At 64.2% G+C, this 15,770-nt stretch carries 11 protein-coding genes; 5 read left to right on the top strand and 6 right to left on the bottom strand.

The genetic code is table 11. From position 1 onward, the window contains the following. The 5 genes from ACIA8C_RS22975 to ACIA8C_RS22955 are packed head-to-tail and all read left to right on the top strand — an operon-like array spanning position 1 to position 7,581. Complete coding sequence (locus ACIA8C_RS22975) at positions 1-237, top strand: phosphopantetheine-binding protein (RefSeq protein WP_397137833.1); 237 nt, start codon at positions 1-3, stop codon at positions 235-237. Continuing rightward, positions 234-4,637 (top strand): amino acid adenylation domain-containing protein, encoded by a 4,404-nt coding sequence (locus tag ACIA8C_RS22970; protein ID WP_397137831.1) that lies wholly within the window; start codon positions 234-236, stop codon positions 4,635-4,637. Before ACIA8C_RS22975 ends, ACIA8C_RS22970 begins: the two co-directional genes overlap by 4 nt. A gap of 15 nt (positions 4,638-4,652) precedes the next feature. Beyond that, positions 4,653-5,702 (top strand): ABC transporter substrate-binding protein, encoded by a 1,050-nt coding sequence (locus ACIA8C_RS22965; RefSeq protein WP_397137829.1) that lies wholly within the window; start codon positions 4,653-4,655, stop codon positions 5,700-5,702. Then, complete coding sequence (locus tag ACIA8C_RS22960; RefSeq protein WP_397137827.1) at positions 5,699-6,745, top strand: FecCD family ABC transporter permease; 1,047 nt, start codon at positions 5,699-5,701, stop codon at positions 6,743-6,745. The genes ACIA8C_RS22965 and ACIA8C_RS22960 overlap by 4 nt, the downstream gene beginning before the upstream one ends. Then, complete coding sequence (locus ACIA8C_RS22955) at positions 6,742-7,581, top strand: ABC transporter ATP-binding protein (RefSeq protein ID WP_397137825.1); 840 nt, start codon at positions 6,742-6,744, stop codon at positions 7,579-7,581. The genes ACIA8C_RS22960 and ACIA8C_RS22955 overlap by 4 nt, the downstream gene beginning before the upstream one ends. On the opposite strand, the gene ACIA8C_RS22950 is transcribed toward ACIA8C_RS22955, so the two are convergent. From ACIA8C_RS22950 to ACIA8C_RS22925, 6 genes are all read right to left on the bottom strand, one after another. Further along, complete coding sequence (locus ACIA8C_RS22950; RefSeq protein WP_397137823.1) at positions 7,535-9,184, bottom strand: hypothetical protein; 1,650 nt, start codon at positions 9,182-9,184, stop codon at positions 7,535-7,537. The two genes, ACIA8C_RS22955 and ACIA8C_RS22950, sit on opposite strands and share 47 nt — an antisense overlap. 92 nt (positions 9,185-9,276) lie before the next feature. Then, the gene (locus tag ACIA8C_RS22945) at positions 9,277-10,089 is read right to left on the bottom strand and encodes a phosphotransferase (protein WP_397137821.1); all 813 of its coding nucleotides are present in this window, start codon (positions 10,087-10,089) and stop codon (positions 9,277-9,279) included. Between the two features lie 87 nt (positions 10,090-10,176). Beyond that, positions 10,177-11,400, bottom strand: coding sequence for an acetyl-CoA carboxylase biotin carboxylase subunit family protein (locus tag ACIA8C_RS22940; RefSeq protein WP_397137819.1), 1,224 nt, complete (start codon positions 11,398-11,400; stop codon positions 10,177-10,179). A 3-nt stretch (positions 11,401-11,403) separates the two neighbouring features. Next, positions 11,404-12,099: a hypothetical protein gene (locus ACIA8C_RS22935; RefSeq protein WP_397137817.1), complete on the bottom strand. Its 696-nt coding sequence runs from the start codon at positions 12,097-12,099 to the stop codon at positions 11,404-11,406. Further along, positions 12,096-13,886, bottom strand: coding sequence for an ABC transporter ATP-binding protein (locus ACIA8C_RS22930; RefSeq protein WP_397137815.1), 1,791 nt, complete (start codon positions 13,884-13,886; stop codon positions 12,096-12,098). Before ACIA8C_RS22930 ends, ACIA8C_RS22935 begins: the two co-directional genes overlap by 4 nt. A 78-nt stretch (positions 13,887-13,964) precedes the next feature. Continuing rightward, the gene (locus ACIA8C_RS22925; RefSeq protein ID WP_397137813.1) at positions 13,965-15,695 is read right to left on the bottom strand and encodes an ABC transporter ATP-binding protein; all 1,731 of its coding nucleotides are present in this window, start codon (positions 15,693-15,695) and stop codon (positions 13,965-13,967) included. Positions 15,696-15,770 lie beyond the last annotated feature (75 nt).

Here is a 15,770-nt window from a genome sequence, read left to right as displayed (position 1 = left end):
ATGGGTGAACTGACTTACGACTTGGTCCGCGCCCATATCGCCGATGTGCTGTTTCTGCAGCCGGATGAGGTGGGTGATGTCGACGATCTGTTCGACGCAGGCCTGGATTCGGTGCGGCTGATCGGACTCATCGAGCTCTGGAAGACCCATGGGGTCAGGGTGAGCTTTGTGGAGCTTGCCGAAACACCGATGCTGCAGGCCTGGTGGCCGCTGCTGGCCCGACCGCGGCCGGCATGACCGGTTCCGCGCGGCCGTTCGACTCGACCGAGGCTCGGCCGCTGACCTCCGCGCAGTGGGGTATGTGGCTGGCCCAACAGCTCAAACCGGACTCGCCGCTGTTCAACATCGCCGAGTATGTCGATATCGCGGGCCCGGTCCGGGTCGAGGTATTGGTTGGCGCCATTCGAGGGGCAGTTGCCGAGGCGCCCGCCGTCACCGTTCGGTTCACCGACTCCGAGTCCGCCCCTGGCCAGAGAGTTGTTCCGCCACAAGGTGTTGTCCGGGTCGTGGATGTCTCCGGCGATCCCGATCCGCTGCAAGCGGCGCTGGATCACATGGCCGCCGACGTCGAGCACCCCCGCCCCCTCGTCGGCGGTGATCTGTTCACGCACATCGTGTTTCGGCTGCACGCACAGCGCACGCTGTGGTACCACCGGGCACACCACATTCTCCTCGACGGGTTCGGTATGGCCTTGGTTGCCCGACGCGTCGCCGAACTCTACAACGCAGGGGTGACCGGTGCGCAGCCGCCGCCGGCCGCCTTCGGTTCCTGGGATGCGGTGGCTGACGCCGACGCTGCGTATATGGGTTCCGGCGATCACGTTCGGGATCGAGAGTTCTGGCTGGATTACCATCGCGGGCGTCCGGCGCCGGTCACTGTCTCGCGGGCGCGGCCCCGCGCAGGGTCTGCGGCGCTGCGGGTATTGCGCGAATCGGCGGTGCTGACAAGTGATGTCACGGTGCGACTGCGGGAAGTCGCGGCGGCGGCCCGCACCACGTGGACGGAGGTCTTCACGGCGGCTGTCGCCGCGTACGTGCATCGCATGACCGGCGCCGACCACGTCTGTCTCGCGCTGCCGGTGATGTTGCGTACCGGTTCACCCGCCCTGCGAGTGCCATGCTTGACACTCAACACGATTGCGGTGTGGGTCGAATCCCCCGTTGGTGCCGGCCTCGCCGTAATGGCCAGGCAGATCTCCCGGCACATGGTCACCAGCCGGCGCCACCACCGCTATCGCAGCGAAGAGTTGCGACGCGACCTCGGTTTGGCCGGTAGCGACCACCGGATGTACGGCCCGTCGGTGAACATCATGCTGTTCGACTACGACCTGGATTTCCTCGGCTGCTCGAGCACCGTGGTGAACGTGTCTCCCGGACTCGTCGACGACCTTGCCTTCAATCTTTACGACCGCGGTGACGGGTCCGGCACCATCCTGTGCCTGGACGGCAATCCGGACGCGTACACCGCCGCCGACCTCGCTGCGCATTTGCGGCGCTTCACCAGCTTCCTGCGTGTCGTATCAGCCGCGCCCGACGCACCGATCGGCCGCGCGGATCTGTTCCTGCCCGGCGAACGCGCGCTGCTGCGGTCAGCTGGTGACGGTGCGAGCGGTTCCTGGCAGCAGCGATGTCTCACCGAGCTGTTCAGTGAGCGGGTCGAGCAGACGCCGCACGATCGGGCACTCACGGCACCGAGTGTCGATGGCCAAGTGGTGAGCTTGACATTCGGTGAATTGGGTTCCCGCACAGCCCGTCTGGCCGATCGGCTGCGGACCGCAGGGGTACGGCGGGGCCACTCGGTGGCGCTGCTGCTGCCCCGGACCGCGGAGGCCATCACCGCGCTGTTCGCCGTACTCGCCTGCGGCGCTGCCTATGTTCCACTCGAACCCGACCAACCGATTCGGCGACTGGAACGGCAGCTGGACGCGCTGACGCATGTTCCGGCCGACACCTGCGGACTTGCCGCCCTCCTCACAACGCGCGCACTGAGCGCCCTGGTACCGGACCGATTTCGCGACCACCTCGTGGTGGTGGACTGTCCCGAGTCCACCGCACCGACCGGCATCGTGGGCCGCCCGGAGACCGTGCCGATTCATCCCGACGAGCCGGCTTGGCTGATCCACACCTCGGGCAGCACCGGTGCGCCCAAGTCGGTGGTCATCACCCACCGCGGCGCGGTGAATCTGTTTCACCATCACCGCATTCATCTCATCGAACCCGAAGCGGCGCGGCGGGGCGGCCGCCGGATGCGGGCAGCCCTCATCGCCGCGATGTCATTCGACACCTCGTGGGAGGGCCTGCTGTGGATGTTGGCCGGGCACGAGCTATACGTCATCGATGACGAACTGCGCCGTGACCCCGATCGGTTGTCGTCGTACCTGCGCGGCCACCGCATCGACTTCCTCGATATCACACCCACTTTCGCCCATGAGCTAGTTGCCGCGGGGCTGTTCGCACAGCCGCACCATCCCACCGTGGTCGCTCTTGGCGGTGAGGCTGCGGATCCGTACGTTTGGGCCACGCTGCGTGGTTGCCCGGGCGTCTCGATCTACAACCTTTACGGGCCCACCGAATGCACTGTCGACAGCACCTGGGCCGATGCTGCGCGAACTCCGGAGCCGTCGATCGGCGTGCCGATCGTCAACGCGCGCTGCCGGGTATTGGACCGGATGTTGCAGCCGGTGCCGCCGGGCGTGGTCGGTGAGCTGTATGTGGGCGGAGCTCCTGTCGGGCTTGGCTATTTACAGGATCCGGGTGCAACAGCCGCACGTTTTGTCGCCGACCCGTTCGATGGGTGCGGTACTCGTCTCTACCGGACCGGTGATCTGGTGCGGTGGAATCCGCTTGGTCATCTCGAGTACATCGATCGTGGTGACAGCCAGGTGTCGTTGCGTGGCTACCGCATCGAGGTCGGGGAGGTGGAGGCCATCCTCCTCGCGCACCCTCTGGTCAGCGCCGCGGCCGTCGTCGTGCGCGACGGAATTCTGGTCGCTTACGTGGTCGCCGTGGCGGGCTCGGGCCGACCCGACGCGGCCGGGTTGCGCGCTCATGCCGCGGCGGGTCTACCCGACTACATGGTTCCCTCGATCTACGTTGTGCTCGAACGGCTTCCGCGTAGCATCAGCGGCAAGATCGACCGGTCCGCTTTGCCGGTGCCGCGGCCCGCGCCTGTTCGACCGCCCCGCACTGCCACCGAAGGCGTACTCGCGCGGATTATCGCCGAGGTGCTGAAACTGCCGGTTGTCGGAATCGATCACGATTTCTTCGCCCTCGGTGGGCATTCGCTGCGCGCCGCCCAGGTGCTCAACGAGATTCGGCAAGTCTTCGGTGTGCGGCTCGAGCTACGCGCGATATTCGACACCCCGACGGTCTCCGGTCTCGCGGCGCTGCTCGATGCCGGTTCGCACACTGAATCCAGTTTGGCCGAGACCAATTTCGCTGCCGAGGTCGTCCTCGACAAGGCCGTGCGGGCTGCGGCGGCTCGGCGGGCGAGTGGCCCTGCGCACACGGTATTGCTTACCGGTGCTACCGGATTCGTCGGCACGTTTCTGCTCGACGCTCTGCTCGAGAATACCGACCTGCATGTGCACTGCCTGGTCCGCGCCGGCAATGACGCGGCGGCATGGGATCGCCTGCTCGCCTCCCGCAGCAGCTACGGCCTGGACTCCGGTCGGCTAGCTGCTCGGGTCACCGCCTTCGCAGGCGATCTCACCCGGCCCTTGCTCGGATTGTCCGCAATGCGCTATCGGCAGTTGTCGGAGTCCATCGACCTCATCGTCCATAACGGGGCACGCGTCCATCATTTCGAACCCTATGCGCGGCTGCGGGCGGCCAATGTCGCAGGTACCGAACGCATCCTGCGGCTGGCGACCACCGGTGTGCTCAAGCCGGTCCATCTCGTATCCAGTTGCGATACCGCCCATGCCGTCGATGGCAATCCCGCGATTCTGTCCGAAGACCGCCGGGTGCCAGCGGAGTCGTTGCCGCCCAACGGGTATGTCCAGAGCAAATGGGTCGCTGAACGCTTGGCGCACGCCGCGGCCGACCGCGGTGTGCCTGTTTCTATTTACCGGCCGAGCCGGGTCGGTGGTCATTCCGAGTCCGGCGCAACCGGTCCGGACGACGCCTTCTGGAACTTGGTTCGCGCCATGGTCGTGCTCGAGGCCGTTCCCCGCGAGGTCTACGACTCCGCGACGATCGACCTGGTCCCGGTGGATTGGGTGGCCGCGGCCATCGTGCACCTGCTCGCCGGTGGTCCGGCTCGCACCTATCATCTGACCAGTCCACGCCGAGTCGCTGTTGCCGCGATCATCGATGAACTTCGGACGCGGGGCTATCGGATCGCGACGACGTCGGCCCGGCGGTGGCGAGAACGCCTGGTGGCTCTGGAGAATCGGGCCGCAGCGCACGGCGACTATTCGCTGGTGATCGCCCGCGCCCATGCCGCGCATCTGCTGCCGTCCGGCGACCCGGTGGCGTACAGCCGCGCGAACACTCGTGCTGCGCTCGCCGATTCTGCTGTGCCGCAACCGGATTCGCTCGCGGCCGTGCCCGCGGCAGTCGGCTATCTGATCACGTCCGGATTCTTTCCCCCGCACCCTGGTCTGACCGGGGACCGTGTCCTGGAAGACCTGTGAAAGGAAGACCGTGCCATGAATCGTGCTGTGGTGATGGTGCTCGCGGTGAGCACACTCGCTGTTGCGGGGTGCTCGACCACGATTCCCGAGTCGTCGTCGGTTGGTGTGGCGTCCGCCGCGCCGACCGAGGGAGCCGTTCACTATCCGATCAACATCGACAATTGCGGTAGGCGCGTGACTTTCACGGAGCCGCCGAGACGGGTCGTTGTGATGAACGGCGGTTCGGTCGGGGAGGTGACATCGTTGCTCGCGCTCGGTGTCGGCGACCGCATCGCGGCCAACGCCCAGTCCTACGGCAGCTCCGATGTACCTGGCAGGGCCGCGGCGATTGCGGCCCTGCCGACCGGTGGGGTCGCCCTCAACAGCCAGCAGGACATTCCCCGGGAGGCCATGCTCACCCTGCGGCCGGATTTCGTGATCTCCACCTACGCCGACGGTTTCTCCGCCGACCAGGGTTTCGCTTCCCGTGACGAGCTGGCAGCCGCGGGCACCAACACCTATGTGTCGCCGCGTTCCTGCGGTGCCGTTGGGACTGTCCAGGGCACTGCGACCGTTGATGACAGCTACCAATTGCTGCGTGATCTCGGCAAGATCTTCGACGTTTCCGGCCGGGCCGAGCGACTGATCGGTGAATCGGAGCGCAACGTCGCCGGTATCCATGCCCGCGTGGCCACGCAGGCCAGAAAGAATGTGTTGATCGCGTTCACCGGCATGGATATGGGCGGCGGCACGGATCTCCCGTCTTTCGCCGCGGCGGGCATCTGGAACGACGTCCTCGACAAGGCGGGTGCGGCGAATCCGTTGAACCGTGGCGACGGCGTCACATTGGTCACGGTCGGCAAGGACCATCTGGCCGCGACGCAGGTCGATGGTCTGATCGTTGTGAACTACCACGCACCGGATATCGACGCGGTCGCGAGACGGCTGCTTGCGCAGTTCCCGCAGTGGACTGCCTCGAAGGACAATAACTATGTGGCGCTGTCGGATTCGATCTATCTCGGTCCAAGCAATGACGTCGCGATAGACAAGATTGCCCGGCTCGTGCATCCCGGGCAGTTCCGATGACGACGCGCCCGCGCGATCAGTCGCCGCTGGCGACTACTCCTCTGTCGACAGCGATCATCGTCTCGGCTGTGCTGCTGCTCGGGGTGACGCTGCTGTCGATTGGTGTCGGTTCGGTGTCGGTGTCGGCGGCCGATACCGGGCGTGTGATCGTCGCTCATGTGTCGGGCAGGACTGCGGCCACCGATTTCACTGTCGATCAGATCGTGTGGAACTTCCGGCTGCCCCGAGTCCTGCTTGCCGCGCTGTGCGGCTGCGGTTTGGCCGTGTCCGGCGTGGTCCTGCAGGCATTGGTGAACAATCCGCTTGCCGACCCGTATGTGCTCGGCCCGTCGTCGGGCGCCGCACTTGGCGCGGTCGTCGTGATCGTCACCTCGGGCGGCGCGCTGGGCGGTCTCGGCGTGTCCACTGCCGCTTTCCTAGGTGCGATGCTGACCGTCACCGTGGTGTTCGTGTTGGGACAGCAGCGCGGGAATCTTGTGCCGAATCGCCTGGTTTTGTCCGGCGTCGCCGTCGGGTATCTGCTGCTGGCGGCGACGAGTTATCTGCAGTTGCGTGCTAATCCGAACGAATTGCGTGCCGTGATGTTCTGGACCATGGGCAGCGTGGCAGGAGCGAGCTGGAGCCGGCTCGGCACCGCTACCGTCGTGGTCCTGCTCGGCGTCGCGGTGGTGCTCGCCTTCGGCAGGCGGCTCAATGTGCTTGCCACCGGAGACGAACAGGCCACCGCGCTGGGTGTGGATGTACGCGCACTACGCATCGTGTTGCTGGTGCTGGCTTCCCTGATCACCGGAGTGTTGATTGCCGCGGCGGGTGGTATCGGCTTCGTCGGTCTGATGATTCCGCACCTGATCCGGTTGATCTTCGGTACCGACCATCGGCGGGTGCTACCGCTGTCGGCGCTGATGGGCGCCGGCTATCTGGTAGTGGTGGATGTGCTTGCGCGGACTGTCGATGCGCCCGCCGAATTGCCGCTCGGCATCTTCACCGCGGCGTTCGGCACTCCGTTTTTCCTGTGGCTGCTGCGGCGGGGCGGTTCGGTGTGAGCGAGCCGACCGCTGAATTGTCCGTTGCCGGAGTGAGTCTGGCCTTCGGCGACCATCTCGCGCTGGAGTCTGTCACGCTGCATGTCCCGCCCGGTGCTCTGGTCGGGGTGATCGGCCCGAACGGCAGCGGCAAAACCACACTGTTGCGCACCATCTATCGTTCGCTGCGACCGCAGCGCGGCGTGGTCCTGATCGACGGCGCCGACATCGGTGCGGTGTCCACGCGGGCGGCGGCCCGTACGACCGCGGCGGTGCTGCAGAACGGTGCCGGCGGACCGGAGCTGACTGTCCGGGAAACAGTTGCTTTGGGCCGCAATCCACATCATGGACTGTTCAGCAGGGACACCACCGCCGACCGCCGGGCCGTCGAGGAGGCCATGGCTCGGGTCGGTGTCACCGAATACGCCGGACGCAGTGTCGGTTCCCTGTCGGGCGGGGAGCGTCAGCGAGTGCTGCTCGCCAGAGCTCTGGCCCAGCAGCCGCGCCTGCTGGTCCTCGACGAGCTGACCAATCACCTCGACATCCGGGCACGTTTCGAATTGCTGCACGTGGTCCGGGCGACCGCGGTGACTACGGTGACGGTTCTGCACGAACTGGATCTCGCGGTTCGCTGCTGTGATCGGCTCGTCGTGCTGGATAGCGGCCGCGTCGTCACCGCAGGCCCGGTTCTGGAGGTGATGACACCGGACCTGCTGCGAGATGTCTTCGGTGTCAACGCCGCAGCCGAACAACACGGTGATGGCATCATCCGATTGCATTACGCCGCAAACCCGTTGGCACCCGGCAGGGTCACGACGACGCACGAGCCCGGCGAAGGATCGAGGCCAACTCGATGAGGATCACGACATCGTTGCGGTAATCGGTCGCTACCAAGGTGGAACCGATCACACTGATGTCGCGGGGGGCGCGCAATTGTTCGGTGTGGTCGTCGAGCCGATACCGGCCGTCCCAGGTACAGATCAACTGTAATGCCCGATCGGTGAAATGTACGGCGCCGGTTTCGTCGGCAATGACGAGGCCATGGCGCGCCGCCCAGCATGTTCGCGGGCGGACGAGTGGGACGAACTTTCCGTCCAGGGTGGTCAGACCGTCCACTATTCGTTTTTGCTCGCCAGTTGCGCTGTCGATGACAACGATCGCCGACATCTCGGGATCGGCCACCAGGACAGTGTCCTGGTGCACCGTCGCATGGTGTGGATCGATCAGCTCGGACGAGGACCACCGGACTCCTCTGACGAGGTCGACCAGCGTTACTGTCGCTGTCCCGCTGTCGGTGATCAGCAGTTCGGTGTCCGATAGCCATCGGGCGTCATGTGGATCGCTCATCGGCAGACCCAGACTCGTCGAGTCCAACTCCGAAGCGACGCCGCCTGACTCATCGAGGAGCACGACGCGGTGATTCAGGCCATCCGATACCGACATCTGCGATTGCGATGGATTCCACCGGGCCGAGCGTGGCCAGGACAGACCCTTTCCGGTCGTGCAGTCGATCGCGGTGTAGCCGCGGCTCGAATCCTGCTGTACCCGAAGGATCCGGTCGTTGTTCGAGTCTGCGATCCAGAGGCTGCGCCGCGACACGTCGACAGACCTCGGGAAGGACAGATTTATGCCGGTGGGTGGCTCGGGGCCCCAACGTTGTATTTCGACAACAGGATTCACGCTCCAGCGGGTCACCGCGCGATAGCCAGGGTCGGCGATGACGATCGTGCCCGCCGACGACGGGCGTACCGACCGCGGATCCTTCAACCGTCGCACGGACTCGGACGCCGTCGCGCCGATCGTGGTGCGCAGTACACCGTCTTCGTCGAACACCTGGACGCGTCCGTTGCGGCTGTCGCTGACGTACAGCAATCCGTTCTGTGCGCTGACACCCGATGGGGAGTTGAGGCGGTCCGGTCCGCGCCCCGGGCTGCCTGGATGTCCCGCTACCAATCGCAGTCCGGCACCGGCCAACGCATACAGGGCGTGGTTGCCGGTATCGACGAAGTAGGTCGTGTTGACGCCGACTGCCAAACCGGCGGGGCTGAACGAGTCCCTCGGGCTCGGGCGATAGAGCCACCGGATCCGCGCCGAGGAACAGTCGATTTCACATACCCCTCCCTCGGAGGTGTCTTTACCGGGTCGGGGGGACGCCGCGAGGCCCACCAAGAGTCGAGAGTCCGCAGCAGTCAGTGACACCGGAAACGAGGAGTCGGGAAGCCACGGCAAGCGGGTCAGCTCGGACGTCTCGGCATCGAGCGTGGCCAGCGACCACGATCCATTTCCGGTCTTCCACGTCCGGGCACCGAGTGCGAGGTAGATTCGACCGTCTGCGGTTGTCGCGGAATCAGCGATGTAGGTGTTGTCCGGGAAATTCTTGATCTGCCACCGTCTGCCGGAGCTCAGGTCCAGGCACACCCCGGTGCTCGCATCGACCGCCGTCAATTCCGAACTCGGCAAGGTAAGGAATAGTCCGAATCGTGGGGAGGATCGTTCTGCGAAGGACCCGATCACTCGGTAGGGTGTGACAGCGTTGTGTCCATCCGTATCGTTCATCTGTCGACCGTGCTCTCGGGGTCCGTTCGAACATCGCCGCGGTGGGTGTATTCGAGTATGTCTCGCAGCCGCGAAAGCCATGCGATCGCGTACAGTTGGTGTCGCTGTCGGGGCCGTCCGAGTTCGATGAGCTTGATCCTGAGTTGCGCCATGCGCACTATGGCGCCGAGAGCCACACAATGCGCGATCGCACCTGTAGGTGATCCGAGGTTTCGGGAGAATTCGGCCTCGAGCCTGCGCAACTGCGTCGAGAGATTCGATACGGGTCGCTCCAGCAAAAGCTCGTCGTAGCCCATGCCGACGATCCCGAGATAAGAGTCGTCCCAGTCGAGAAATATTGGATTTCGAGCTCTATCGATCAAGATGTTGTTCCAATGCAAATCGCCATGGACCGGCGTCACGCTGTTGAAGCCGGGATACTTTTCGCATTCGAAATGTCCCAGGAGATCGCATGCTTCGGCGGCTCTCTGCTTCAGCTCGTCGGTTGACGAACAATGCGCCCAGCTCAAAACCTTTGGTTCGACATCATCGAGGACATCGCCGGATCGGTGTCCGAAGTCCAGCCGGATGCGACATACCTCGTTCTTGCAGCGCTCCCGCACGATCCGCGCGAAGGTCGCGTCCTCGTACCGAGCTGCAGCTTGCAGTTCGCAGTAGCCGTCCAACGCGATGTCCGCAGTTTCCATATTCGGGTAGTCGCCCAGGATTCGCTCGAACAGGCCCAACCAGGTGCCGTCGCCGAGTTTTTGGAGCGCGATTGTCCGCGGCACGCTCGGGCGTTTTATCCGGCCCTCGAAGCTGTAGATCATTCGCCATCCCTCGAGTGCCCGATGCGACAGCCGTTTTTTGACCACATGGTCGAGTATTTCCACGGAGTCGACGCGTTGCGGCATGGGCTATGCCCGCATCGGTGCTGTGTCGATGTCGGCCCGACGCAGCTTGCGCCGGGCTCGTTGGAGGGCGTCGGAAGCGGTCGGTCCTTCGGCGAATGCGCACAATATTCTGCTGTCGATACCCGATGCGGCGCGCACCGCCGCGCCGTCGGGAACCAACTGCTTGATGTTCGTCGGCTCGGATTGGTGGATCCGCTCGACGATACAGTCGGCCTCCGCACTCCGGAACCAGACTGCGTGGGCGGTCGTCGGTGGGCGGTGAATGCGCGGCAAGGAGTTTCGAACTTCCTGACCGAGCGCCAGCTCGAATGTCGCGGTCTGCATGTCGTATCCGGTCGCGCGCCGCACCAGTTCCGGAATGAAGTCTCCGCCGAGTCGGAGATGTGTCTCGATAACGCGCGGTCCCCGGGAGGTCAGCATCAGCTCCGTGTGGGTCGGCCCGGATGCGATGCCAAGCGCATCCAGCACTTCGGGAACGTAGGATTCGATCCGGTGTAGCTGCGCGAGCTCGAGAGCTGCGGGCGTGGCATGGCCCAACTGCACGAAAGTGTGCGGGTCGTACGCCGTCGCGGTCACCGCAATCACATGGTGGCGACCGGATTCGGAGATCGCTTCGACGCTGACATGTGTCCCGTCGAGGAATGCTTCCACGGTGATCCCGGGCCAGTCGGAGTTGGCACGACTACCCCGCTGGCTGTGTGCACGGTCGTACGCCGCTTGCTCTTCCACTGGCCCCCGCACGACGCTGACACCGGCACTGCCCGAAGCAGCCGAAGGTTTGACGATGCAGGGATATCCGTGGCGCCTCGTCCAGTCGGCGATCTCATGGGCGCTGTGGATGCGGGCGTGGGGAATGTCGTCGAGTCCGTGTCTGTTCAACTGTTCACGCATTCGATGCTTGTCGTGGACTGTCGCAGCGGTTTCGACGGTGTGGAACGGGAGTCGAAGTTGCGCGGCGATCCGCGCGGCCTGGATCTGGTTCGACTCGCCGAACGCCACTATCCCGGTGACGGGCCGCGAGTTGTGGATCGCGATGGCCGCGCGAATCCAGCTGTCGTCGCTGTCGCGGGGGCTTATCGGGGCACGAGCGTGGTGACTCTCGACCAGCTTTTCCATGCTTCGCCCACGTGCGATTATCGAGGTACGAGCAGCGCTGCCTGCATAGTTCGCGAATTCGTCGGCGAGTGCTGCTCCGATGATAAGAATGTGCTTCGTGGCGTCGGTCACGATTCATCCCATCGCCGCAGCATTCCCGGCTTGCACGAAAGCTATCAGTTTTCGCTCACAGCCCTGGTGGACCGGCCGGGTACCGTGCGAAACCTCGGTGCCCCACAGAATGGCATCGCCCAGCCCTGGCCTGACCAGCCACCGTGTTCGAGAACGTTCCCGGAAATCGCGGTCCGCCCAGTGCAGGTCGCGCAGCACCCGGCCGTCGGAGTCGCGTTGGTCCGGGTCGGAGATTGTCTCGACGAAAAACTCGCCGCCCTTTGTAGCGTGCTGCAGCGTTACCGATATTGCGGCGTATTTTACAAGTCCGGGACAGCTCGGGTCGCTCGGATAATCAATATGAGGAGTGACGAACTGTCCGGGACCGTAATCGATATAAATCCAGTCACCGATGCCTTCGGCAAAGGGGAATACTGCCTGGATTTTGGGTAGTGCACGGTCCGAAGCCGTATTCAGTACTGCGATAGCCTCGCTCGGCAAGTGGCGCATCTCCGTTCTGCCCGCCGGTTCGAATACTTCAACAGTGTCGGCCGGGCTGTGGCCGGTTATTTCGTGAACAGAGCGCTCCGGTGCCTGTCTGATATCGAAACCGTCCGCAGCCGCGCCGATTGCGACATCCAGTGCGTCTATGACGGCCGCCGTTTCTTCACCTGTCAGAAACTTCTCCACGGAGTGGATGGATGAATAATGCTGACTCAACAATTTTGCCTCCTCGTCGGGCCCGCGGACTCGTCGGGCTGGTGTTGTATTCCATAACCGCGAGCTTGGGTGGTGAACAGTTCGGCGTAACGTCCTCGCTTCTCCATCAGTTCATGATGGGTACCTTGCTCGGCAACGCGGCCGTCCACGAGGACGACGATTTGATCGGCCATATGCACGGTCGAGAAGCGATGGGAGACAAGAAGGGTCACGCGTCCGGGGCGCTTGTGCGCGACTTTGGCGAATTCCTCATACAGGTCGTGTTCGGCCTGCGGGTCCAGGGCCGCCGTGGGTTCGTCGAGCACCAGCACCGAGGTGTCCTGGCGCACCAGCCCCCGTGCGAGGGCGAGCCGCTGCCATTGGCCGTGTGAAAGATCCACGCCTGCGTGATTGTGACCGAGTTGAGTGTCAAGGCCATGTGGAAGGTTTGTGCTGAACGACAGTGCGCCCGCGCGACGAAGAGCATCGACCACCTCGTCGGCGTCGGCTGGCGGGTCGATGCGCCCGATGGCGACTGCCTCCCGCACCGGCAGTTCGAATTTCACGAAGTCCTGGAATGCGCCGGAACAGCACGCCCGCCAAGCGTCGGGGTCGATCGAAGTACTGGGTACTCCGTCGATCTCGATATGCCCCATGGTCGGTGTGTAGACCCCGGTGATCAGTTTGACCAGCGTTGTTTTGCCGACTCCGTTGTCTCCCACCAGGGCGATGGTCGAGCCCGGGCGCAGCGTCAGGTCGATGTCCTTCAGCACGAGCGAGGTCGCGCCGGGATAGCTGAAACTGACCCCGCGCAATCGGATACCGTGGCGCAGCGGTGCCGGCGGTGTGGCCAGGCCCGAAGTCGAGTGCTGCGCGGCGAAGTCGTTGAGCCACATGAAGTGTTCGGCGATCTGGCCACCTTCGGAGAGCTGATCGAAGCTGTCCGCCGCGTAGCGCACCTGCCAGCGCATTCTGGCACCCAGTGCTAGAACCAAGACCAGGTCTCCGAGGGTGGCGGCGCTGCGGCTGGCCAGGTAGGCGACCACCGATAGCGCAGCAATGAAACCGCCTGTGTAGCAGGCCCATCCGGCCAATTTCCACATGGCGCTGCGCAGCTCGGCGCGCAGGATAATCGTCCCGACCTGGTCCCATGCCTCGGTGGCCTCGCTGTTCACCTGCGGCCCCGCACCCGAAATTTTGATCTCCTTGTTGTCTTCGGGTGTCGTGAACATTTGGTGCAGCGCATTTTCTCTGCGTGCGTATGGAACGCTCACGTATCGAGCACGCAGCACCATCTTCTCGCCGCGGTGAGATGTCCAGAAGGGGATCATCGCCATAGGTGCGAGGAGTCCGAGCACGGGATGGACCGCCAACAGGAGCCAGAGTGACAAGAGAATACTGGCCAGGGCCGTGATTGTTTCGGCCATCCCCCAACCGATGCCGGAAAGTGCGCGGGTGCCCGCGCGGAGCGCGGTGAGTTTGTCGAGGTATTCGGGGTTCTCCAGATGTTCGATTGTGGGGATGCGGTTGACCGTGTCGAGAACCTGCTCGTTGACTTTTACATCGACACGGCTGGCCATGTCGTATTGCAAATTGGTCCGTATTCGACCGCCCGCTGACAAGGTGGCGTGGGCGAAGGACCCGACGGCCACGGCCGCGGCGATTCCCCCGATTGTGCCCAGTCCGGCCGCGTCGACCAGCCAGCGCTGACTCAGCCCGGTGAGGGCGACCGCCGCAGCCTGAAACAGGGCCAGGCAGACGAGGATCGCTGAGGCGCGGTGGTCAGCCTGCCACGACAACGCCATCATTTGCCGCAGTACAGCAAACCTTTTCGCGATCACGTCCTGCCCTTCTGGACTCGTTCGACGGGTGGCTGTGGTGCGGTGTCAGGACGGGACGGCGCTGGTTTCGGCGGTGAATCGAGTGGCCTGCAATTCGAACAGTCGTGCGTACTCGCTGCCTGCGGCCATGAGGTCCTGGTGGTTACCGCACTCGGCTACTCGTCCGTCGCGGAGCAGAACGATACGGTCGGCGTGGCGAATCGTGGACATTCGGTGGGATATCAGCACCACGCTCCTGCCGCGTAATTCGGTCTTCAGCCACCGGTAGAAGTCCGCCTCCGCGCCGACATCGAGATGTGCGGTGGGCTCATCGAGAACAACCAGGTCACGCCCGTGCTCCTCGGCGAATAGAGCACGCGCAAGAGCGATTTGCTGCCACTGCCCACCGGACAGATCCGAGCCGCCCTCGAACTCGCTTGACAGGATTGTGTCCAGTCCGTTCGGCAGCTTTTCGATCAGTGCGTCGCCGCCGACTCGGTGCATCGCCTGCGCGACCGCGAGGAGGTCGTCCTTGTAGTCTGTGGCTCCCAGCGCGACGTTGTCGGCGATACTGAGGGGATACTTGTTGAAGTCCTGGAAGACGATGCCCAGCCGGTGCCGCCAGCTATCGATATTCAATTCCGCGAGATCAACTCCGCCCACGGTGATTTGTCCTGAGCTCGGCTCGTAGAGTCCGGCCAGCAGCTTTATCAATGTGGTCTTGCCCGCACCGCTGTCACCCACGATGGCAAGGATTTCGCCTGCGTTGATCAGCAGATCAAGTCCGTCGAGCACCGGCCGGTCGGTGCGCGGGTAACAAAAGGTGACGCCGTCGAATCGAATGTCGACCGGCCCGGTTGCGACGACTGTGCGGCCGGTGTTCTGGCCATCGGTTCCGGCGGATCGTCGTTCGAGCTGATCCAAGGCGCGAACCGAATCCAGCCCGTACTCGATGTCGTAGGCTTCCATACCCATGTAACTGATCCGGAATATCGCCCAGGCGCCTACCAAACAGGTCATCATCTGACCGGTGGTCAGCTCGCCTCTGACCACCGCGAGCGCGGGGAAGAGCATCGCCGCGGCCGCCGTGCCAAGCGAGATGCCGATGGCCCACCACTGGCGTCCGATGATCGATCGGCCGAGCTGCCAGATGTCGGCCGACCAAGCGAGCGCCTCCCGGGTGCGCCGCTGTACGACCCACGACCCGAGCCCGAACAGCCGCAACTCCTTTGCGGCCTGCCTGCCCGCGGCGATATCGGACCAGTACCGGACGCGGCGGGCACCGGATTCCTGGGAACTCGCGACGGAGGCGAGGTACATCCACTGTCTGCGGATGATGGAGCGCAGGAGCAAAGACGAACCGAGCAGCAGGACGGCCAGTGCAATGGAGAAACTCGCGACAAGCACCGCCGCGATACCCGCCGACACGACGCGAAACGACAGCAGGACTTGCCCTACCGACGCCCTGCCCGGTGAGCGTTGTGTCCCTGCTCCGATATCCGATGCGCGGCTGAGGATATTCGCGTAATCGGGGTCCTCGAGATGGGCGATGCCGCGTGGCGCGACGACGAGCTCACGGAGCCGACCGCGGATCCCGCCGTCGATCCGGTGTGCTGTGACTCGTTGAATAGGGTCGCTGGTGGCCAGAGCGAGATCTTCCACGAATACCGATCCCGCCATGGCGACCAGCGGGATCAGGATGGTGTCCAGCGGTGCGTCGCCGCTGATGACCTCGCCGAGTCGGGTGGTCAGCCACCCGATCGCCACCGCATTGCAGGTCGGCCAAAGCGCGGTCACGAACTGTACCGACAGCAGCCATGTGGTCAGTGTGCGCTGACTGCCCAGCAACCGAACAAGCCTGATCCGGTCGCG

It is taken from the genome of Nocardia sp. NPDC051321 (assembly GCF_044455225.1).
Classification (GTDB): Bacteria; Actinomycetota; Actinomycetes; order Mycobacteriales; family Mycobacteriaceae; genus Nocardia.
The sequence above is the reverse complement of the archived record's forward strand: the minus strand, read 5'-3'. Positions and strand labels throughout refer to the sequence as shown.